We start from the raw sequence: 21,141 nt of genomic DNA, 5'->3' as shown, positions 1-21,141 counted from the left end.
CTTAAGTTTTCTTCAGGTTAGATTTTCTTCAGGCCAAGCTTGGCAAACAGCGCGTTGTCGGCATCTGCTTCCGGGTTGCCCGTGGTCAGCAGTTTTTCGCCGTAGAAGATGCTGTTGGCACCAGCGAGGAAACACAGCGCCTGCACTGCATCGCCCATGCTTTGCCTGCCGGCAGACAAGCGCACAAAACTATCCGGCATGGTGACGCGGGCGGCGGCGATAGTGCGTACGAATTCCAGCGGGTCCAGCGCCTCGGTACCATGCATGGGGGTACCTTCAACCTGGGTCAGCAAGTTGATAGGCACGCTCTCGGGCGGTTGCTCCATATTGGCCAGTTGCGCCAGCAGGCCGGCACGCTGGGCACGGCTCTCGCCCATGCCTATGATGCCGCCACAACACACGTTGATGTCTACATTGCGTACGCGGTCCAGGGTATCCAGTCTGTCCTGGTAGGTGCGGGTGCTGATGACATCGCCATAATACTCAGGCGCTGTGTCCAGGTTATGGTTGTAATAATCCAAACCCGCCTCTTTCAATTGCTCGGCCTGTCCGTCTTTCAGCATACCTAAGGTCGCGCAGGTCTCCAGGCCCATCGCCTTCACTTCGGCGATCATTTTCAGCACAGGATCGAGATCACGCTGCTTGGGTCCACGCCAGGCGGCCCCCATACAGAAACGGCTGGCACCGCTGTCCTTGGCGGCTTTGGCGGCAGCCAGTACATCATCCAGTTTCATCAACGGCTCGTTCTCTACCTCGGTGTGATAACGCGCCGCTTGCGGGCAATAGCCGCAATCTTCAGAACAGCCGCCGGTCTTGATCGACAGCAGGGTACTCACCTGTACCGCATTCGGCTCATGGTGCTCGCGGTGTACCAGTTGCGCCCTATGCAGCAGGTCATTGAACGGCAGTTCAAACAATGCCATGATATCGTCCACAGACCAGCGTTCAACGGTCACATGGTCACAGGCACTGGAGGCTCTCAGGCCATCGAGATTGATGATGGAAGTTTGCGGTTCGCTGTTGCAAGCGCTAGAAGAAGTTTGTTGTTCCATAATGATCGCAGAAGGTTAAAAATGAGTGTTCAATGGGCTGAATTATAGGTTGTTTACCCTCAGGCGTGAAAAAATTTTACAACAGCTTAAATTTTAATCACCTGCATCCATTGCCGTTGCTACAGCACTGGTTAAGCGCCAGCTTGCCCTGCCCTCTCTGTGCTGCGCCCGCACAAAAACAGCCATCGCTATTACTCGCACCACTATGTTCGGACTGTGCCACCGCCCTGCCCTGGTATGGCTCACAGCGTTGCCCGCAATGCGCACTACCGACCACCGGCGGCGCTTATTGTGGGCTATGCCTGCAACATCCGCCGGCATTTGACCGCACACTAGTGCCGCTACGCTATGCCTATCCGCTGGACCGCCTGTTGCAGCAGTTCAAATATCATCAGCAGTTGCCGCTGGGCAAATTACTGGCGCGTACCCTGCTGCCACAACTGACAACCTTAGCATTGGCAGAGCGGCCTGAAGTGATGCTGGCCATGCCCATGCACCCCCAGCGTGTGCGCCAGCGCGGCTTCAATCATGCGCTGGAACTGGCCAGGCACCTGCAATCAGCCTGGCAGATGCCCCTGGAGATCGCCGGCTGCGCGCGCATTCTGGATACGCAGTCACAAGCAGGTATGGACGTGAAAACCAGAGCCCGCAACCTGCGCGGCGCCTTTGCGACACAACAACAGTGGCAGGGGAAACATGTGCTGATCGTGGATGATGTGATGACCACCGGCGCCAGTATGCATGCGCTGGCGAAAGTGCTGAAGCGGGCCGGTGCCGGACGCATCACCGCACTGGTGATCGCGCGCACCTTGAAAACCGGCGATGATTAAAGACGGATGCGGGTGTTGGCCGTGATTGAGTGCGGATCACTCATCACGCGCTTGCGGCGCGCCGCCGAGCTGGCGGATACGCTGGGCGACAAAATCGGCTAATCTGTCGCTCAAAGGCAGGCCTTGCGCAGCCTGTAATTGTTGCAAGGCCTGCGCGTTCTGTCCGCTGGCCTGCAATGAGATAGCATAAGCCACCAGCCATTGCGCCTGCCCTGGCTGCAACACCAGCGCCCGCTCGAAATAGGGCAAGGCAGCCTGGTGCTGGTTCAGTTGCTGATAGGCGATCGCCTGCATCCATTGCGCTTCGGCATCGCGGGCAAAGGCATTGGCATTCGGCTTCAGCGTCTGCAACACCGCTTCTGGCTGCTTGTGTGCCAGCTGCCATTTGGCCAGCGATTTGGCTAACCCCGCCTGTTCAGGATAACGCTTGATACCCGCCTGCAACAAAGTCACGGCTTCAGCTTCCTGCTTGTTTTCAAACAGGTAGGCGGCCAGTAGCTGACGTGCATCTTCAGATTGCGGGTAATTGACCAGCGCCTGGCGCAAGGTAGCCAATGCCTCGCTGAGACGGCCTTTTTGCTCATGGTCCACCGCTTTCTGGATCAGCACATTCACTTCCTGTTCCGGCCGCACATGTTTACTGACCGTGCCACTCGACTCAGAGGTCGCTTCAGAGACTGCCCTGTTTTTGCCAGCACTGGCGGTTTCCAGCGGCGGCTCTATCACCGACACCACGGTCGCCGAGCCATTATTTTCTGCTGGTTTGATCGAGAACTCGCCTTCTACCTGCGGCGCCTTTTCGCTTTTGCCGGCAACCCGGCTGGCGCTGTCTGGCGTAGGAGTGATTTTTTGACGGATGGGCGGTCTGGTCACTGAGGCAGACAGTTCGGCCTGCCATTCGCTGAACAAAGACCTGGTCAACTGCGGATGGGTATCCGGCGTGCTATCCTCAGCAACAGCAACATCAGCTGGTGGCGGCGTGACCACTGGCGCAGCGACAGGCTGGACTGGTAAGGCCGCTGCGACCTGGGCGGGTTTATTTTTAGCGAATCCGTCCAGGGTTGAGCGGTAGAGCAAGGCCAGCTCGGCACTATGCAGATATGCCCACACCCCCAGGCCGGTCAGCACCAGCATCACCAGCAGGCGTTTGATCCACTGGCCGGAGCCGGCAGCCGCATGTGACAAGACAGGTTTGACCTGCTGCCCGGCCCAGCCATCGGTGGTGGTACCACCCTGGCGCGCTTCTACGTCTTTTAATACCTGATTAATTAAACTCACTGCTTTTCCTCAAGGCCAGCTAGCGGCCAAAACCAGCCAATGCTGTGTGTAGGGTCAACCACCATTTAAAGCCATGGCTCCACCAGCGGTGTTGTGCCTTGACGCTGGCCTGCGTATCCAGGATAGCCGCTTTCACGTCTTCGGCAGATACGCCTTGCTGGCCGCGGCCAAAAGCCGAGAGCAGTGATTTATGCGCCAGGATATTAAGTAATCTGGGGATGCCGTTGGCGTAACGATACAGCAGACGCATGCTGGCTGGTGTAAAAATCATGCCGCCCTGGTAGCCGGCCACATGCATGCGATGGTTGAGGTAGAACCCCAATTCTGACCATTGCAGGCTTTTTAACTGGTATTCAAAACTGATGCGCTGGCGCAACTGGCGGATGGATGGGTGATTGAGGCGTTCTTCCAGCTCGGGCTGGCCAAAGATCACCACCTGTATCAATTTGCGTTTTTCGGTTTCCAGGTTACTGAGCAGACGCAATGCTTCCAGGGTCTCCAGCGGCATGGCCTGCACTTCATCCAGGCAGACGATCACGTGCTGGCCTTGTTCGGCATAGGTGAGCAACTTGCGATGCAAGGCATCTATCATGTCATGGTGGGTAAAATCCGGCTTGAAGGCCACGCCAAACTCGGTGGCCAGGGTCATGAGCAAGGCATGCGGGTCCAGATAGGGGTTGGGGATGAAGGCGACCTTGCAGCTGGACTCCAGTGCCTTGAGCAGGCGGCGGCATAACAGCGTCTTGCCGGTGCCGACTTCACCTGTGATCTTGACAAAGCCCTCGCCTGACTGGATAGCGACCAGCAGGGTGTTGAGTGCCTCCTGCAGACTACGTGTCGCATAATAAAAGCTGGTATCCGGGGTGATAGTGAATGGATACTCTTTCAAACCAAAATGCTGCAGGTACATGCCCGCTCCTAGAAACTCTCACCCCTCAGTTTATCAATTCGCTCCTGACTATCAAGCATATCCTGCGCCCAGCTGTCGCCACCGCGGACTATGGTCGACTTCAGCAGGATGACCAGCTCTGTTTTTCTGCTCACTTCATCCTTCTGGCGGAACAGGTTGCCGAGGAATTTAACATCCCCCAGGCCAGGTACCTTGGTACGTGTATTGTCTATGGTTTCTGACATCAGGCCACCGATCGCGATCACACTGCCATCCCTGGTACGCACGATACTGTCAGTTTCATTAATATTGGAAGAGGCGGTTGGAATGGTGTAAGTACCGCCATTCGCTGCAGATAAAGTCACAGTCCTGTTCACCTGGGTCACGTCGCTGACAAACGGGTGTACATGCAGGATGATGTTATCACTTCTATCGATCTGTGGCGTCACATCCAGCGAGATACCCGAAAAGTAAGGTTGCAACTGAATGTCCGGGGTCACGATGGCACCGCCGGTGGTGGTGGTGACGTTGGTTTTCACGTTGGTGACGAAAAACGCATCGTTACCCACTTTAAGCACGGCTTTCTGGTTATTGATGGTCGCGATACGCGGACTGGAGATGACCTCTACATTGCCCTGCGTTTCGAGGAAAGTCAGCAGCGCCGAGAAATTGCCGCCTTGCACCGCCAGCGCGAAGGCCGCGCCACCCAGCGGGATAGGCGAACTATTGGCTAAAAAGCCCGGGCTGGTACTGGACACCGTTCCATCGGTGACAGTGCCGGTAGGGCCGATTGAGCTGTTACCGTTGACATTACCGAAGGTCACATCACGCGAACCTCTACGCAAAAAAGCCCAGTTGATGCCTTGTTGCGACTCTCTATTCAACTGCACTTTCAGGATCTTGGCTTCCAGGATCACCTGTCTATCGACTGTCACCTGCATCAGGCTTAAAAACTTCTCGACCTGGCGGATCTCCTTGGGCATGGCACGTACCATGATCAGGCCGGATTGCGGGTTGATCACGACTTTACGGCCGCTCTCTTCACCTATCATGCTGTTCAGTGAGTTTGCCATGTCGCCCCAGAAATCATTGTTGGTGCCCATGCTGACATCGGAAGCATACACTTGCAGGTTAGCTGCGCCACCACCACTTGAAGCCGGCGTACCAACAGCGGTACCACCTGAAGCAGCCGCAGCCTGTCCGCCACCACCACCCTGGTTGCTGACGGTGCCTGAAGTCACCTTGGTGGCCGAAGTACCCTTGCGTGAACCAGTGATGTAATTGACCTGAAATACGCGGGTCTGTATGGTTTGTGGCTCGACAAAAATCTGTTTGCCAGTCATTTTGTACTCATAGCCATATAGATCACGCAATGCGTTGAGCGCTTCAAACAGGGTCACGTCGCGCAAGTTGATCGAGATATCGCCTTTGAGCTCGGGGCTGAGCGCAATGCTGTATGGACTGCCTGAGACTATGCCCATCAACACCTGGGTAGCAGGCGCCTTGTTCACGACCAGGTCGAACCTGGGCTCGGCACGTTTGGCCAGCGATTTTGGCGGCTCTATGCGCAGCGGCTCGAACAGCTCATCGGTCACCTCCTTGGGCGGCGGCGCGACTTGCGCCTTGGCCTGGGCGGCAGATTTGCTCAGTTCGCTCTGAATTTTAGGGTTGATCGATACATTACTCGGCGCAAACGGATTGCTGTTACATGCAGCCAGGCCGGCGCTGATCATCATCAAACCCAAGGTATTCACAAAAGTTTTCATAGCAGTCTCTCAATGTGTATAAACCTGGATGTCGAACAGATTCAACATGCAGGTATGTATTACTTTATTTTTTTACTTTACCGGTCTGTCTGGTGGTTTTTGCTTTTGTTTTCACTTGCGGCCGGGCTTCAACGATATAACTGGTCAAACCCAATCCGATCACTTTTTTCTCACCTGTTTTACTGATAAATACTGCCTGCTGGTTGTTGACGGAAGTCAGCTTGAAGCCGTTGTAGCTCTCCCCCACCTGTACCATCTGGCCATTCACCACCGCAAATCCACTTTTGCCATTGTGCTGCAGAGCAGATAGCTCCCATGGCTTCTCTACCTGCGATTCCGCATTCGGCAGATACTCCAGCACAGCAGGCGGCGGCTTGGTCGGATCGACCAGTTCGGCGTATGCATGGCTCTGTGCCAGCCCTAACATCAACACTACTTGTATCAATACGCGCATGCTAAATCCCCAACCATGCATTTTCACCACTCAGGGTATACACCTGAATCGTCAATTCATTTTCCGGATAATCCGACTTCAGTTCCGCGGTTTCCCATGCGACGCGCTGACCCAGAGCTTTTAAGGACTGCGCATAATCCATCAACGCGAAATATTTGCCTTTCAGCCTCACCTTCACCGCGTGCTGGTAAACATGCGGCACATTCAGCCAGACATCTTCGCTGGCGGCAGCCGGCACACCGCTGGCAGGGGCAGTTTGCTCCTGGATCAGCTTTCTTTGCTTTTCAATAAAATCCGTCACTGGCAGCGATTGCATTTCAAGCACTTGCACATCGGTATGTTTCTGCAGCAGCTTTTTCAATAACAGCACCATTTCCTGCGGCGGCACCATATAGGCAGAGATCCTGACCAGATCCGAAGACTGGCTGGCGATCTTTGCATTCACCGCCTCTATATCCTGCTGAAAAGCATTGCTTGCCGGCTGTGGTGCGGCCTGGGTGGCAATGGTGTTCATCTGCTCGGTCAGCGTCGTCGTATCATTCTGTATCTTCAGGATCTCTTCTTGCGTGCTGTTTAACTTGGCACGCTGCGGCTCCAGCAAAAAAGTATCCAGCAAGCCGACCACCGCAAACAGACCTGCGCCAAAAATCATCCAGCGCTCCCGCTTGGAGAGTGCCAGCCATTTACTGTTAAGTGTGTGTAACTGTTCGAATCGCATGCGCGTCACTTTCCTATGGCTGCTTTACTTTAGGCCCGGTTTCTTGCGGCCTGGCTTGCGCTGGCTGCCCGGTCTGGCGGACAAAGTCATCCCAGCTCAGCGTGCTCACCGGTTTGCTTCTGTCGCGCATGTCCTGGCCTTTTACTTCAAACGTATACACCTGTAATTTCACCGGCACTTCGACCACCGGCGTCGTTGCAGCAGCAGGCGCGACTGGTGTCGCCGGTGCGGCTGCCACTGCGGCGCCCTTGGCACCCGCCTGCGGCGCTGGTGCGGTCGCTGCCACTGGTGGCGCAGTCGCCACCACGGCTGCTGGCTGAGTCACCGTTTTTTGCAGTTCTACCTGTTTGAATTGCAAACCGGAAAACTGTGTGCCTTCAAATACGCGTTGTGCTGACAACAGATCCAGGTACAAAGGGATATCTTCAGTCTGCAAGGCCTGGCCGGAAAGCGATACATGTTGTGCCGCCGGTTCTATCTTGAATCCAGTCAGCCATAAGCCTGCCTGCTGTTGCCCGGTCAGGGCGCGCATATAATCGATCAGGTGATAAGCCTGCTCGGAAATGGATTGCTGGAAAATGGCCAGCATCTGCGATTGCATCTCAAAGCGGGAATTCAGTTTTTTCAGCTCGGCTTCCAGCTTGCTGTTATCCACTGGTGTCACTTTCTTTGCGAACTCATCGACCTTTTTCTGCATGGCATCATACTGGGCAGTCGCCTGGTCGCGCTGTGTCAGCAACTGCGCATTTTCGGCCTCTATGCCGGTGTAGAAATAAACCATCGCCAGCGCCGCCAGTGCATAGACTGCGCCAACCAGGGTCAATGTGAACCAGTCTTTGGACTTGACCAGCCCACTCTCAAACAGGTTGACTTGCTGACTCATGCCACCGCCTCCTGACGCAAGGCAGCACCGAGTGCCGGCAGTAACATGGCTTGTTTTTCCAGGCTGGCAAAATCCTGGTTAGGCGGCAGATCAACGATATCTTCCAGGTTGAATACATTCACCGGCACATACAGGCTGGTACTCAGGCCTGTCACCAGGTAATCGCGGTTGGCAACCGGGGCCACCACCAGGCGATTGAGGCTTAGGTAGGGGAACTGGCGGTCAAAGCTATCCAGCGAGCGTTGTAACTCCAGCACCAGCTTGTCAAAGTTGCTTTGGTACAACTCACCCCTGTCATTGAGGAAATCCTTGTCCAGCTCTATCAGGCGGGCATGGTAAAGCTCGCCCTTGGCGGTGAATGTCAGCAAACACCCTCTGGACAGCATGGTCAGCATGACCAGGGCACGGTCTTCGGTTTCCAGCAGTTTGGCGATGTTACGCTGCACCAGCGCATGCACATCGATAGATCTCAAATTGAAACCGGCTTCTACGATCTGGTTACCCACCTGGGTCACGGTGGCTTTTTTGGCGCAGATCGCCAGCATGGCTGGCTGGCGGTTGGCGTAGGCGGGGTCAACCGGCACGTTCACACCATCTACTACTGCTTGTTCCACTGAATAATCCAGCAGGTCTTTGACTTTCCAGCGCAATGCCTGCTTGATCTCGGATTCTGGCATGGTCGGCTTTTCGATCTGCAACACATTGTATTGGTCGACATTGAGCATGACATTACAAGGCGTGGTTTTTAAGTCATTTTTGGTCACAAAGTGACGCAATGTGGAGGCTGCCTGCAAAGGCACCTGCTGAATAGTCGCTAATGAGACGGTTGGTTTGGCGCCATCCAGCCCAGGCGTTAAAGCCACGGTGCTCACATGCATGTCAGTGAAGCTAACCCCCACCTGCTGCTTGTTCTTTTGTCGTTTAAACCAACTCATAGACATGCATTTACTCTCTATAAGAAATTATTATTTAAAATCAATGTATAGCGCTGAATTTTTAAAGCCAACTATAAAGCATCAAATCGCAAAAAACCACTTTTTATGGCGCCGGGCGCGTCTGTGCTTCCGAAAGTTTTCAAACTGTGCTGTATTAGTTACAAATTCTGTCAACAAATACGCTGCTGATAGGTAGTAGCAACTTTAGTGCCTGATATGACGCTTCAATCCGGGGATTAAAACAACAAAACCACCTGTTCAGGTGGTTTTGTGTGCATCAGGGACCAAAGTTCTCTCGCATATAGATGATGGGGGCCTTATAGATGCCGAAGGAGGCACGGCCCGAGGGGTCGCTGGTTCCAAACCAAGGCAGCGAGCCATCGTTTGAATTGCTTTCTGCCGAGCCGGTACACACTCTTTCTGTTGGCAGCGGCGGCGCGTCTTTGGCAGCAAGATTCACCTCCAGATCGACACTGCCGGTATTCGGGCTGTTACCCGACACCCCGGGAGCGCTTAAACGCATTTTAAGCACACCACTCGCCATGGCTGACGCCACACTCAACTGGGTTTCACACGCATTCAGATTGCCTTTATAGTTTTTCATGACAAAGGTCTGAATAGGAATGGTGGTGCAAGCGTCTGTCGTACTGCGAATAAAAGCATTACTGCCATTCCAGAACTGTGCTTCCACCGGCACCGTCAACGGTAGCAACTCTGAACCATGGGCAGGCGCGATCGCCAGGCGCCCGTATCTGAAGGGAATGCCGGTAGACGTGATCTGGGTGGTGGCCGAAGTCACGCTATCGTCATCCACCGGCCTGGCAGAGACCAGCACATTTTGCGGGGCGGTATTGATATTGGGACGGCTAAGCTGTAGTTTGGCCTTGACTCTTGCTTCACCTTTATTCCAGGTGGCGGGGGTATTTGGGGGGGCATTTAAAATGGTACTTTCAAAACTTGGCACCAGCGGGCTGGCACTCAGGCTGGCTGCATTTGGCGCATTTGAGCTGAAGTTATAGCTGTTGAATTTACTCAGATCCAGCCTGGCATAACTGTTGCTGCCATAATCGCCGTGATAGTTTTGCGTTTTTACATTGGCCACATTTTCTGCAGTGATGATGAAGGGCACGTTGAAGCTGGCCATGGTGGGTGTAAATTGCCCATAATAAGCAAAAGTCGAGCAGGCAAAATTATCAGGCGTACCTTGCGTCTCCTTGAAATGGTCGGGGATAAAGCGACCAAAATAACTGCTGGTGACACTGCCTACCTTGCATCCATACATTTTGGGCGTGCCACTACCCAGATTATCAAATTCTGTGGCTGTCGCTGAGCTGCAATCCCCTTTTGCCCTGTCTACTTCAGCAAAATTATCGTCGTAAACGCTGTTGGCCAAAAACTGGAACAAGCCTACTTCACTGTATTTAAAACTGGTGGCGGCGCTTGTACCCGCGATGGCGGCAGGCAGAGTGCCTGCTACCGGGCCATCGACAGACTCATAAGTCAGTATACCGACAGCAGGTGCGCCAGTATGCGCCGTGATGGCTGCGATCTTGGGGGTGCCATTGTAAGTGCTCTCGCCAGTCACCGCTTGCAACTGAAAGTCAGTGCCCGCTTTACGGATAAGTGTGGAGGTCGGTCCAGCAGGTATGGTGGGTGTGGCATTGCTGGAGGTCAGTGTGAATGCCTGCGGACGGACCGCAAAGTTATCGCTTGAGCAGCCGTTCTTGTTTAAATTGCTATCGACCACCCGGCAGCGTAAATTCGGATACGCGTTAGGCACATCGGCCGCGCTGAATGAGATGGTTTTCTTTCCGACATCGGTGGCCGTGAATGAAACCGTCTTTCTTGCCAGAGGTGTGATGCTACTGCCACAAGTACCGCTGGCCTCATTCACCAGTTCGACGGTGACACTATCTGAAGCAGAGACATAGCCGGTCGCCTTGGCACCATTACTGGTCAGTGCATAGACATCCAGGTCAAAGGCGCGTCCAGCCAGCTTGGTATAAATAGGATTGCGGGTATTGGCGGCGTAGGTCAAGCCACTTTCCATACATTCAAACGTGCTTAAACAAGGTGTGTTATTAAAGGTAAAACTGCAACTCTGCGAATTAGTGGCGGTGTTCAGACATTTAACACCATTTAATGGCAGCCTGGCTAAGCCACTGGCTCCCAAGGTATAAGTTGCAGCCGCAGTACCCTGCAAAGTCACAGTATCGATCTGGGCATTACCCCCGACCTCAAATGATGAATTCGGCGAGGTGACTGTAGGCGTTGATGGCGAGACCGTCAAATCCCCGGTTAAAGAGCCAGAACTTAAAATCTGGGAAGCCGGGCAAGGCACAGTGGATGACAGGCATGCCAACACCTGGATATCCACCGGACACAAGGTACTGGTACCAGGATGCCGGATCTCCAGGTGATCATAACTGGGGACATAGGTCGAACCAATCACAAAATCGTAACTGAAGGTGTATGTACCAGGTGAGGTGAAGTCATACTCGACTGCAGCACCAGTATCGATGTTGGTAGTTGAGATGCTATTACTTAATGCATTGGTTTTACCTATACCGCAAGCGTTATTCTGTGCATCATAAGTCCAGAATGTGTCCCACCTGCCCACACAATAGCTGCTGAATCGGCCTGATCGCTCACGAAAAGACTCTACGATATCCAAATTTGCCGGCAGCGTAGTGCTTGATGGGCAATTGCCATTGATCACTGGATAGGTTCCAACCACCTGTCGACCATTAGTATCTACGTAACGTATGCCACATCCATTGTCATTACCACCAAGGTAGGTATCGACAGCGTGATAATATCTGAAAGGATTACTGGTACTGACTGGATACAATAGCGGAATATTGACTGTCACCTCGGCCGTGACATATGACAATGGCAGGGTATATTTCCATACCACTGTCACTTGCGGATTACCCGACGTCAGGCTGGTATTCGGCAGCGTAAGTCTGGAGGTCGTCTGTTGCACTTGTCCGCTGGTAGCTGTGGCTGGAGTGAGAGACAGATCACCCGTAGTGGTATAAGCATTCGGGCTGGCAACACCGTTTCTGGCAAATACAAAATGATTAGGGCCATACAGACTTCTGTTAGCTCTGATATAAATGCCATTATCCAGTCTGTTTCTCGCTGCATTGGTGGTGGGAATCTGGAAGTCTTCGAACAATTGCCCTTTGATCGCGCCATCACTGTTGGCCCTGATGATCTGGATCTGGGTACCCCGGTGAATATGAATGCGCAAGCCATTACCATCTGCACCACCACCCGAGTTTAAAATCACATCGTCAGGTGCGGCGGCCATCACCATTGATATGCCGGACAGAAGAAAAAGGCAGATCAACAATGGCAGTATTTTATTTAGTACTTTGTACACGACATTTCCATGTTAGTTACATTCCTCGCCTGGGGGATTGTTATAGATGCACCGGCTCAATGTCACTGTGATCCGTCGCTCTATGTAATCCTGTGACCCTGCCACACCAGATGACGCTGTGGATGTGATGCTGTAAATACGGATATCCTGGGTGTTACCCTTGTCTTGCCATGGCGTCATCCCACAAGTCAGCACGATATTAAAACCATTGAGGGTGAATGGTGAGGGCGCAGTCGGGCAAGCGGCCATAGCAGCAGGCGTTAACACCTGAAAAGCGGCCCACTCTACACCTGCTCTGGCAGCCAGATACGCCTGCGCACCCCGCACGTCCTGAATCGTGCCCATATTGGCCAGCATTGCCAGTCGCATGGCATAACCCACCAGCGCCGCAAGGGTGACCAGTAGGAATATTGCCATAGGCAACATAAAACCTTTTGCGCGATAAGCAATGTGTTTCATGGCGAATTCACCACATTGATCAGGTTGACCAGCCTGACCACCCCGCCATTTTTAGATAGCTCCAATTGCGCAGTGACCACGCTCGAGTGCTGCATCACGCCTTCGGTGTAGGTAAAACTGCAGCCGGTGACATCATCGGCTACCACGCGCGCAGTCAATCCATTAAAGTTGGCCGGATGTGCCGAGGGGATAGCCACATTGCTATACATCAGCAGGCGGCGGTTAGCCAGGTCGCACACATAAAACACTGCGCCGTTCACGATATAAAAACGGCTGGCAGGAGAAAGCAGCGGGTAAGCCGCTCCGGCAAACTGCACCTGGGTTAAATTACTGCCCGGCGCGCTGCTGATGGTGCGTATGCTGTCGCCAGCGTAGACATCGGCACCCGTTATACCCAGGTTATAGATGACCAGCTGATCACCCGCTGTTACCGGCACAGGCTCGCTCAGCACACTAAAAATATTGTCAGGCCTGCCAAAATCATCCTGCCGGTAACGACCACCCGCCCGTATGGGCACAAACTCGACATAATTGCCTGTGGCAGAGACCCAGACACTGTTAGGCAAGGCATTACGCACATCACGCGACATACGCCGCAAGGCGACATCGGCACGGTCAGCCAGCTGGTAATAGGCTTCAGAATTCACATAGGCCATTACCGAATGCCGGATAAAAGTGGACGAGATACCGCCTATGATGGCCGTTACAGTGATGACGATCACCAGCTCTACCAGCGTAAAACCGCGCATGGTCGCGCCAGGTGTTTTAAACTTTGGGCGCATAGCGAACCTTGAAACCAGTCAATCTGATGGTGGTGTTGGCCGGGCCGTTGACGGTGACAACGATCTTTAAAACTGCATCTGCAGCCATGCCGGTAAACGGGGCTACGCCACCCGCCTGGCTGATCGCCACGGCAGCGTTATAGGCTGTCAAACCAGGGATAGAGGTGGTGTTGCCGATACGGCAAATGCTGGCACAGCCGCCGCCCGGCATGGTAAAACCGCCATAATCCGCCACATTATCGAAAGGATTACTGGCACTGTAACGGCTCTCGTTTGCCGGTGTAGGCCCATTCAGATTGGCACTCTGTGAATTGGTGCAATTGCCGGCGCTGGTCGCGGTGGAAGCATTCGGGTCGTCAGGATCACAGAATGTGAAAGGCATCTGCTGGATCTCCTGCATCAGCGATTCAGCGATGGCGATGGCTTGCTTGCGCGCCAGCGGGTCTGCCGAGTGACCGCTCATCCAGGCCAGTGCACCAACCACACCCGCAATCGCCGTCGTGACGATCACGATAAAAACCACCAGTTCTACCAGCGAAAATCCGCGATTGCGCTTTCGGCTGTGTAGACTGGTGTGTTTGTTTTTTTGATTGATAGTGTGCGTCATATGCTGTTACCGCCAACCAGGGACGGTCAACGTATATAGCCTGTATCCTGCTCAATATTTACTGTGATCGATTGCGTACCGATCTTCTTGTTAGCCACTACATAATTGGCTGATTCATTGGGTATGGGTCGCCCAAGCGAGTCAAACCCCAAACTGTTATTGAATGCGTTCACACTAACACTTTTTGAAAAGGTGAATACATAAGCAGCCCCTGTTTCGGGGTTAATGACGGTTTGAGCACAAGCAGCATCGAAGCACAAACGAACGGTGTTAGGTGTCACCGCAGCATTGCGGATAGCATATACATCCCGTCGCTGGGCGATGGCGGTTTTTTGCGCATAACGCAGCGTAGATGAAAGCAAACCCGCGTCGCCGCGGGTTTCAAAGATATCGCCATTTGCAAAGCGTGGCGTAGCTACTGCTATCATGACTCCAGTTAATGCGATGACAACAACCAACTCAACGAGCGTGAACCCAAGAGTCTGCTTCATCACTCATTAACCACATCTTGCAGCTTGTAAGTTTCCAGTATTAACGACACCTGTAGCCTCAGTGTAGGTGATAGTGCACTGTGCAAATGTACCCACTTGAAAAGTAGAAACACCACCGGCATGAGTAGGTACGCCAAACTGTGCATCCAGAGTCTGTAGCGCGGCGATGATGCCAGCGACGCTGGCTGTTGGGTAGCCAGTGGCATTCACTGCGACCGGTTGACCATCCATCATGACCTGCAATACACCAGCATCACTGCCGTTAGCCACCCATGAGGCACGCGCAAGATTTGCTGCCGAACGTAAAGAAGCAGCCAGGCCGTTACCAGCCGCGACCCGCGCATTCGCCTGCACATTCACAAAACGAGGTAGTGCCGTTGCCGCCAAGATACCCAGCACTGCAATGACCACTACTAATTCAACCAATGTAAAGCCAGCTTGTTTTTTCATTACAAAGACTCCTAATCAAAATTTCCCGCCGTTATCATCACAGTGGCGGGTTATACCTGCGTTAATTACAGTCCAGCAAAATCCGTGCCAGACAATTTTGGTCCATCCTCAAGATGGTGACCGTTAATCGCATTCACTCGATTTAAATAAGTTTTTGCCCATCACTACCGGCACAAATTTATTTAAATCTAAAAATGCTTTTATTAGCCGTTTTTAAGCATGACAGAGCTCATATCCCAGATCGGCAGGAATACGCCCAAAGCCAATACCAGCACCAGCGCGCCCAGGAACATGATCATGATAGGCTCGATCTGGGCTCCTAATGTTTTAACGTCATATTCCACGTCAGCTTGATACATATCAGCGATTTCTTGCATCAATTCATCCAGCGAGCCGGATTCTTCACCTACCGCGATCATTTGCAATACCAGAGGATTAAACACTCCTGTTTGCGTGGCTGTCCTTAAAATGGTCTCGCCACGCTCTATGCCGGAAGACATGCTTAGTATCTTTGCCGAGATATAATCATTCTCGACAGTTTGTGACACCAGGCGCAATGCAGAAAGTATGGGCAAGCCACTACGGGTAGAAAGCGCGAAACTGCGCGCAAACCTGGCCATGGTGCCTTTGAAGATGATCTTTCCGGCGATAGGGATACGCATTTTGAGTCTATCCCAGTTTGAGCGCCCGGCAGCCGTGCTGACATAGGATTTAAATGTCCACACCGCCCCGACCACCATCGCGATCAGCACGAACCAGTAATTACGCATAAAGCTTGAGAAACCGATCAGAATCTTGGTGATGAACGGCAGGTCGGTGTGCATGCTGGCAAACACTTTCTCAAACTGCGGGATCACCATGATATTGATCACGATGATGGCGATCGCCATCGCCGTCATCACAAACATGGGGTAGCGCAAAGCAGATTTGATCTGCCCGCGCATAAAGCGCTCAAATTCGATATGTTCTGCCAGCCTGGCAAAAATGTTATCCAGATTACCAGTCGTTTCGCCCACGCGTATCATGCTGATATAAAAGCTATCAAACACTTTGGGATGCTCGGCGAGGGCGAGTGACAATTCGCGCCCTGAATCCAGGCTGACCCGCAACTGACCGACCACGCGTGCCAGTTTGGCATTGCCGACCGAACTCTGGATGCCGGTGAGCGCGCGCATGATAGGGATACCGGCCTTGAGCAGGGTGAACATCTGGCGGCTGAACAGCATCACGTCCAGGCTGGTCACTTTTTCTTCAAACAGGTTGAGGGCGACGGCGACGGCAGCTCTTTGCTTGATCTCGATCGGCGTGATCTTTGACAGCATCAGGGCAGAGCCCAGTGCGTCAAGGTCCGAGGCTTCCTGTGTGCCGGAAACCATCAGGCCATCTTCGCTGCGTCCTTTGTAATCAAATACTGGCATGGTCCTTACCCTTCAAACTGATTATCTACACGCATGATCTCATCCAGTGTAGTTTTACCATCTAAAGCGAGTTGCAAAGACTGGTCGCGCAAGGTTTGTCCTTTGAGCTTTTCGCGCGCTTTGGTGATAAACACATTGGTATCCGGCATGTTAGCCGCCAAAGCCAGCTCGTTGGTCATTTCTAGCAGTTCATACAGGCCGACACGCCCCAGGTAACCTGTGCGGTTGCAATGCTGGCAGCCTTTGCCATGCTTGAAAAAAGCCGGGATTTCTTCTGCTGGCAACACCTGGCGCAACCAGACCCGCTCAGTCTCATTCGGGACATGCTCAACGGCACAGTGCGGGCAGATCAACCTGACCAGGCGTTGCGCCATCACACCCAGCAATGACATGGCCACCATAAAGCGTGGCACCCCCATATCGATCAGGCGCACCGGGGCGGTGGAGGCATCGTTGGTATGTAGTGTGGATAATACCAGGTGACCCGTCATGGACGCGCGCAACCCGGTCTGGGCAGTTTCTTCATCGCGCATCTCGCCCACCAGGACGATATCCGGGTCTTGCCGCAAGATAGCACGTAATAATTTGGGGAAATCCAGCTCTATCTTTTCACTGACCTGGGTCTGGATGATGCCGGGCAAACGGTACTCCACCGGGTCTTCAACAGTGATGACCTTGGTCTCAGGCGTGTTGAGTTCACTCAAAGCAGAATAAAGCGTAGTGGTTTTACCGCTACCAGTAGGGCCGGTGACCAGCACCATGCCACTAGGCCGGTTGATCATTTTGCGGAAACGTTCCAGCAATTCTGGTGGCATACCCAGTTTATCGAGCTGGAAATGCGCAGTGTTCTGGATCAGCAAGCGCATGACCACGGTTTCGCCATATTGGGTAGGCATGGTGGAAATACGCATATCCACCGCACGGCCTTTGACGGTAAAGCCAAAACGGCCATCCTGCGGCAAGCGTTTCTCGGAGATATCCAGGCCGGCCATGATCTTTAAACGCATGATCAGCGCGGAAACGATCTTCATATCCGCCTGGGTCTGAAAATGCATCACGCCATCGATGCGAAAACGGATCAGCAGTTTATTCTCTTGCGGTTCTATATGCACATCAGAAGCGCGCACCTGTACCGCATCTTCAAAAATGGTCTGCAGCAGCTTGACCACCGGGGCATCATCAATGCCTAGGTCCACACCCATCAGGCTGGCGAGATCTACATTGCTGGCGGCCAGGTCTTCCTGCAGTTCCAGCGCCAGTGAAGAGATCTGTTCGGTTTGCCGGTATGACCTGTCTATGGTCTGCATCAGCAGACTTTCCTGCACCACGACGATATCAATATCGCGTTTGAGCAGGCGCACCAACTCATCGTAGGCGTAGACATCCGAAGGGTCTACCATGGCGATCAGGAAACTATCGACACGCTCTTCCAGCAGGATGGCACGGAAGCGCCTGGATTGCACCTCAGGCAGTTTCTGCACCTGTTTGGCGTCGAGTTCGTACTGACCGAGATCGAGGAAAGGGATGTTCAGCTGATGTGCCACTGCCTCGGCAATTTGCCGTTCACTGGCAAAACCTTTGTCGGCAATGACGCGACCCAGCCGACGGCCTGTCTTGCGCTGTTCTTCCAGCGCTTGATCAAGCTGAGCTTGGGTCATGTAATTTTGTCTGACTAGAATTTCACCTAGTCTAATTTTTTCGGGACGAGCCATGGCGTTGTAATTATTTATCGTAGTAGACTTTCTCGTCTATCATATCACCATCATTCTAATCTTACATTTGTAAACAAACCGCTAAAAATGTTTCATATCGTGCTTTTTGAACCAGAAATTCCTCCCAATACCGGGAATATCATCCGTTTATGTGCAAATGCCGGGGCCAGCCTGCACCTGGTGCGACCTTTAGGCTTTGAATTATCTGACAAACACCTTAAACGTGCCGGGCTCGACTACCACGAATATGCGGCATTAAATGTCTACGAAAACTGGGCTGCCTGCCAGCAGGCACTGCAGTCTAAACGCATGTTCGCCATCACCACCAAAGGCAGCACCAGGCATACCGACCTGGCATTTCAAGACGAGGATGTCTTTGTTTTTGGGCCTGAATCACGCGGCCTGCCTGAAGACATCCGTGCGCAATTCACGCCTGAGCATAGAGTCAGGCTACCTATGCTGCCACATAGCAGGAGCTTGAACCTGTCAAACTCTGCCGCCATCCTGTTATACGAGGCCTGGCGCCAGACCGGCTTTAGCGGTGGCGTTTGAAACGGACAAAAAAAGCCCCGATTAAGGGGTAAATCGGGGCAACAGGCCTCATCGTAAAGGCTTCCGCTCAGGGAGGAAAGAAGCGGAAAGATGATTCATCATCATCGTATTTGTATGAGTGCGCTCAAATTCAAAAAGTTCCAGCCGATTTATTTATGCTCATGAATACCGATTTGATGGCGCGGGAGTGGCTGCTCAAATGCCACATCATGCGATAATAATGCCATGCAATCTGAAATCGATCTATTACAGGGCCTGAACGACAAACAACTGCAAGCGGTCACCCTGCCGCATGTATCGGCGCTGATCCTGGCGGGTGCGGGCAGTGGCAAGACCCGCGTACTGACTACGCGTATCGCCTGGCTGATCCAGACCTCGCAGACTTCGCCCATGGGGCTGCTGGCGGTGACCTTTACCAACAAGGCCGCCAAGGAGATGCTGACGCGCTTGACCAGCATGCTGCCGATCAACACGCGCGGCATGTGGGCAGGCACCTTTCATGGTTTGTGTAACCGCATGCTGCGCGCACATTATCGTGAAGCCGGCTTGCCCAGCACTTTCCAGATCCTGGATACTGCCGACCAGCTTTCTGCTATCAAGCGCGTGATGAAAACGCTGAATGTCGATGACGAAAAATACCCGCCCAAGCAAGCCATGGGTTATATCAATGGCTGCAAGGAAGAAGGTCTGCGTGCCGATGCCGTAGACGCCTACGATGGCCATAGCCAGAAACTGCGCGAGATCTATGCGGCCTATGACCAGCAATGCAACCGCGAAGGCGTCGCCGACTTTGCCGAACTGCTGTTGCGCTGCTACGAGCTGTTACAGCGCGAGCCGCATATACGCGCGCACTACCAGCAGCGCTTCCAATATATCCTGGTGGACGAGTTCCAGGATACCAACCGCCTGCAATACCTATGGCTGAAGCTGCTGGGCGGTGCGCACAACAGTATTTTTGCCGTGGGCGACGATGACCAGAGTATTTACGCTTTCCGTGGCGCACGCGTCGGCAATATGTCCGATTTCCAGCGTGACTTCAAAGTCGAGAACATCGTCAAGCTGGAAGAAAACTATAGATCGCACAGCAATATCCTGGATGCGGCCAACGCCATCATCACCAATAACAGCAATCGTCTGGGCAAGAATCTGTGGACTTCGGCCGGCAAAGGCGAACCTATCCGTATTTATGAAGCGTATAACGATACCGATGAATCGCAATTCATCGTCGATGAAGTGAACATGCTGCAAAGCGAAGGCGTGCCACTCAGCGATATCGCCTTGCTCTACCGCAGCAATGCGCAGTCACGCATTTTGGAACATTCCCTGTTCTCGGCCAATATCCCCTACCGCGTCTATGGCGGTTTGCGCTTTTTTGAGCGGGCTGAAGTCAAGCATGCGCTGGCCTACATCCGCCTGATCGCCAATGCCAATGACGATACCGCCTTGTTGCGCATCATCAACTTCCCGCCGCGTGGCATAGGCGCGCGCGGGCTGGAACAGCTACAGGAAGCCGCACGCCAGAACGAATGCAGTTTATGGCAGGCAGCCACCAACAAGGTAGGCGAAGGCATGCTGGGCAGCAAAGGCCTGGATGGCTTTGTCGCGCTGATACGCCATATGGTAGACCAGACCTACGGCATCACTCTGGGCGAAGTGGCAGAAATGGTCATCAACCTGAGCGGCTTGATGGCGCATTACCAGAATGACAAAGAAGGCGAAGACCGGGTAGAGAACTTGCAGGAACTGGTCACCGCTGCTGTCGCCTTCAGCAAACAGGATCTGGGCAATCACCATAATATGGAAGAAGATGCTGACCTGATGACCCAGTTTCTAAACCATGCCAGCCTGGAAGCCGGTGACCACCAGGCGGATGTCGGCCATGAGGCATTGCAGTTAATGACGGTGCACGCCGCCAAAGGCCTGGAGTTTCATAGCGTGTTCATAGGCGGGGTCGAAGAAGGCTTGTTCCCGCACGAGCAGGCGGCTTATGAGAACGGCGGGCTGGAAGAAGAGCGTCGCCTGATGTATGTGGCGGTGACGCGTGCCCGCCAGCGCCTGTATCTCAGCTACGCCCAAAGCCGCATGCTGCACGGCCAGGTGCGTTATGGCATCGCCTCACGCTTTATCGATGAGATCCCTGAAGATCTGACCAAACGGCTGAACAGCAAACCGGCGGCCAAGACCTACGCCACCGGCGGCCAATATACGCCGGCCAAGAGCACACAGGCCAGCTACCCGTTCAAGATAGGCCAGGGCGTGCGCCATGGCAAGTTTGGCGAAGGGGTCATCGTCAGCTATGAAGGCAATGCCAGCGACCTGGCGGTGAAAGTCAATTTTGGCAGTGCCGGCTTGAAAACGCTGATGCTGGAATATGCCAGGCTGGAAAAGATTTAAACCACTACGCTGGCCAAAGCCGGGCATGCAACAATAAAAAAACCGCCGGTCACGCGACAGGCGGTTTTTTAATGCACAGGTGT

The 21,141-nt window shown here is 53.4% G+C and carries 19 protein-coding genes; 3 read left to right on the top strand and 16 right to left on the bottom strand.

Translation table 11 applies throughout. The features are described from left to right. Positions 1–17: 17 nt before the first annotated feature. Complete coding sequence (gene bioB, locus ACT6RZ_RS06905; RefSeq protein WP_444701394.1) at positions 18–1,052, bottom strand: biotin synthase BioB; 1,035 nt, start codon at positions 1,050–1,052, stop codon at positions 18–20. 65 nt (positions 1,053–1,117) lie between these two features. On the opposite strand from bioB, the gene ACT6RZ_RS06900 reads away from it, so the two are divergent. Then, positions 1,118–1,882 carry a ComF family protein gene (locus ACT6RZ_RS06900; protein WP_444701393.1) on the top strand — a complete coding sequence of 255 codons (765 nt, stop codon included), beginning with the start codon at positions 1,118–1,120 and terminating at the stop codon, positions 1,880–1,882. 36 nt (positions 1,883–1,918) lie between these two features. On the opposite strand, the gene ACT6RZ_RS06895 is transcribed toward ACT6RZ_RS06900, so the two are convergent. The 15 genes from ACT6RZ_RS06895 to ACT6RZ_RS06825 form a co-directional block, all read right to left on the bottom strand. Beyond that, a complete protein-coding gene (locus ACT6RZ_RS06895) occupies positions 1,919–3,160 on the bottom strand; it encodes a tetratricopeptide repeat protein (protein ID WP_444701392.1) in 1,242 nt (413 codons plus the stop codon). Positions 3,161–3,179: 19 nt separating this feature from the next. Further along, positions 3,180–4,070, bottom strand: coding sequence for an ExeA family protein (locus ACT6RZ_RS06890; RefSeq protein ID WP_444701391.1), 891 nt, complete (start codon positions 4,068–4,070; stop codon positions 3,180–3,182). Between the two features lie 8 nt (positions 4,071–4,078). Further along, positions 4,079–5,815 (bottom strand): secretin N-terminal domain-containing protein, encoded by a 1,737-nt coding sequence (locus ACT6RZ_RS06885; protein ID WP_444701390.1) that lies wholly within the window; start codon positions 5,813–5,815, stop codon positions 4,079–4,081. Between the two features lie 64 nt (positions 5,816–5,879). Continuing rightward, entirely contained in the window at positions 5,880–6,269 is a 390-nt protein-coding gene (locus ACT6RZ_RS06880) for a hypothetical protein (RefSeq protein WP_444701389.1), read from the bottom strand. Between the two features lies 1 nt (position 6,270). Next, positions 6,271–6,987, bottom strand: a complete 717-nt coding sequence (gspM, locus tag ACT6RZ_RS06875; protein WP_444701388.1) for a type II secretion system protein GspM — start codon at positions 6,985–6,987, stop codon at positions 6,271–6,273. A gap of 13 nt (positions 6,988–7,000) precedes the next feature. Next, positions 7,001–7,870 (bottom strand): PilN domain-containing protein, encoded by an 870-nt coding sequence (locus ACT6RZ_RS06870; RefSeq protein ID WP_444701387.1) that lies wholly within the window; start codon positions 7,868–7,870, stop codon positions 7,001–7,003. Then, positions 7,867–8,805, bottom strand: a complete 939-nt coding sequence (locus ACT6RZ_RS06865; protein WP_444701386.1) for a hypothetical protein — start codon at positions 8,803–8,805, stop codon at positions 7,867–7,869. The genes ACT6RZ_RS06870 and ACT6RZ_RS06865 overlap by 4 nt, the downstream gene beginning before the upstream one ends. Before the next feature lie 277 nt (positions 8,806–9,082). After that, on the bottom strand, positions 9,083–12,121 hold the full coding sequence (locus ACT6RZ_RS06860; protein ID WP_444701385.1) for a DUF6701 domain-containing protein: 3,039 nt from the start codon (positions 12,119–12,121) through the stop codon (positions 9,083–9,085). A gap of 84 nt (positions 12,122–12,205) precedes the next feature. Then, on the bottom strand, positions 12,206–12,610 hold the full coding sequence (locus ACT6RZ_RS06855; protein ID WP_444701384.1) for a hypothetical protein: 405 nt from the start codon (positions 12,608–12,610) through the stop codon (positions 12,206–12,208). Between the two features lie 38 nt (positions 12,611–12,648). After that, complete coding sequence (locus tag ACT6RZ_RS06850; protein WP_444701383.1) at positions 12,649–13,434, bottom strand: PulJ/GspJ family protein; 786 nt, start codon at positions 13,432–13,434, stop codon at positions 12,649–12,651. Continuing rightward, complete coding sequence (locus ACT6RZ_RS06845; protein ID WP_444701382.1) at positions 13,418–14,041, bottom strand: type IV pilus modification PilV family protein; 624 nt, start codon at positions 14,039–14,041, stop codon at positions 13,418–13,420. The genes ACT6RZ_RS06850 and ACT6RZ_RS06845 overlap by 17 nt, the downstream gene beginning before the upstream one ends. A gap of 26 nt (positions 14,042–14,067) precedes the next feature. Next, positions 14,068–14,532 (bottom strand): pilus assembly FimT family protein, encoded by a 465-nt coding sequence (locus ACT6RZ_RS06840; RefSeq protein WP_444701381.1) that lies wholly within the window; start codon positions 14,530–14,532, stop codon positions 14,068–14,070. Between the two features lie 6 nt (positions 14,533–14,538). Beyond that, entirely contained in the window at positions 14,539–14,982 is a 444-nt protein-coding gene (locus ACT6RZ_RS06835; protein ID WP_444701380.1) for a type II secretion system protein, read from the bottom strand. 203 nt (positions 14,983–15,185) lie between these two features. Further along, positions 15,186–16,400 carry a type II secretion system F family protein gene (locus tag ACT6RZ_RS06830; protein ID WP_444701379.1) on the bottom strand — a complete coding sequence of 405 codons (1,215 nt, stop codon included), beginning with the start codon at positions 16,398–16,400 and terminating at the stop codon, positions 15,186–15,188. Positions 16,401–16,405: 5 nt separating this feature from the next. Continuing rightward, positions 16,406–18,058 (bottom strand): GspE/PulE family protein, encoded by a 1,653-nt coding sequence (locus tag ACT6RZ_RS06825; protein ID WP_444701378.1) that lies wholly within the window; start codon positions 18,056–18,058, stop codon positions 16,406–16,408. Positions 18,059–18,199: 141 nt separating this feature from the next. Between ACT6RZ_RS06825 and trmL the strand changes: the two genes are divergently transcribed. Continuing rightward, on the top strand, positions 18,200–18,664 hold the full coding sequence (gene trmL / locus ACT6RZ_RS06820) for a tRNA (uridine(34)/cytosine(34)/5-carboxymethylaminomethyluridine(34)-2'-O)-methyltransferase TrmL (protein ID WP_444701377.1): 465 nt from the start codon (positions 18,200–18,202) through the stop codon (positions 18,662–18,664). 225 nt (positions 18,665–18,889) lie between these two features. After that, positions 18,890–21,058, top strand: coding sequence for a UvrD-helicase domain-containing protein (locus tag ACT6RZ_RS06815; protein ID WP_444701376.1), 2,169 nt, complete (start codon positions 18,890–18,892; stop codon positions 21,056–21,058). The last annotated feature ends 83 nt before the right edge of the window (positions 21,059–21,141 follow it).

The organism is Methylophilus sp. (genome assembly GCF_052437885.1).
Taxonomy (GTDB): Bacteria; Pseudomonadota; Gammaproteobacteria; order Burkholderiales; family Methylophilaceae; genus Methylophilus.
The sequence above is the reverse complement of the archived record's forward strand: the minus strand, read 5'-3'. Positions and strand labels throughout refer to the sequence as shown.

Excerpts from the sequence above, each read along its gene's own strand:
- ACT6RZ_RS06845 (WP_444701382.1), bottom strand. The coding sequence starts at position 14,041 with ATGACGCACACTATCAATCAAAAAAACAAACACACCAGTCTACACAGC.
- bioB (WP_444701394.1), bottom strand. The coding sequence starts at position 1,052 with ATGGAACAACAAACTTCTTCTAGCGCTTGCAACAGCGAACCGCAAACT.
- ACT6RZ_RS06885 (WP_444701390.1), bottom strand. The coding sequence starts at position 5,815 with ATGAAAACTTTTGTGAATACCTTGGGTTTGATGATGATCAGCGCCGGC.
- ACT6RZ_RS06830 (WP_444701379.1), bottom strand. The coding sequence starts at position 16,400 with ATGCCAGTATTTGATTACAAAGGACGCAGCGAAGATGGCCTGATGGTT.
- ACT6RZ_RS06825 (WP_444701378.1), bottom strand. The coding sequence starts at position 18,058 with ATGACCCAAGCTCAGCTTGATCAAGCGCTGGAAGAACAGCGCAAGACA.
- ACT6RZ_RS06865 (WP_444701386.1), bottom strand. The coding sequence starts at position 8,805 with ATGAGTTGGTTTAAACGACAAAAGAACAAGCAGCAGGTGGGGGTTAGC.
- ACT6RZ_RS06870 (WP_444701387.1), bottom strand. The coding sequence starts at position 7,870 with ATGAGTCAGCAAGTCAACCTGTTTGAGAGTGGGCTGGTCAAGTCCAAA.
- ACT6RZ_RS06840 (WP_444701381.1), bottom strand. The coding sequence starts at position 14,532 with ATGAAGCAGACTCTTGGGTTCACGCTCGTTGAGTTGGTTGTTGTCATC.
- ACT6RZ_RS06855 (WP_444701384.1), bottom strand. The coding sequence starts at position 12,610 with ATGGCAATATTCCTACTGGTCACCCTTGCGGCGCTGGTGGGTTATGCC.
- ACT6RZ_RS06880 (WP_444701389.1), bottom strand. The coding sequence starts at position 6,269 with ATGCGCGTATTGATACAAGTAGTGTTGATGTTAGGGCTGGCACAGAGC.
- ACT6RZ_RS06835 (WP_444701380.1), bottom strand. The coding sequence starts at position 14,982 with ATGAAAAAACAAGCTGGCTTTACATTGGTTGAATTAGTAGTGGTCATT.
- ACT6RZ_RS06860 (WP_444701385.1), bottom strand. The coding sequence starts at position 12,121 with ATGGCCGCCGCACCTGACGATGTGATTTTAAACTCGGGTGGTGGTGCA.
- ACT6RZ_RS06850 (WP_444701383.1), bottom strand. The coding sequence starts at position 13,434 with ATGCGCCCAAAGTTTAAAACACCTGGCGCGACCATGCGCGGTTTTACG.
- ACT6RZ_RS06815 (WP_444701376.1), top strand. The coding sequence starts at position 18,890 with ATGCAATCTGAAATCGATCTATTACAGGGCCTGAACGACAAACAACTG.
- trmL (WP_444701377.1), top strand. The coding sequence starts at position 18,200 with ATGTTTCATATCGTGCTTTTTGAACCAGAAATTCCTCCCAATACCGGG.
- gspM (WP_444701388.1), bottom strand. The coding sequence starts at position 6,987 with ATGCGATTCGAACAGTTACACACACTTAACAGTAAATGGCTGGCACTC.
- ACT6RZ_RS06890 (WP_444701391.1), bottom strand. The coding sequence starts at position 4,070 with ATGTACCTGCAGCATTTTGGTTTGAAAGAGTATCCATTCACTATCACC.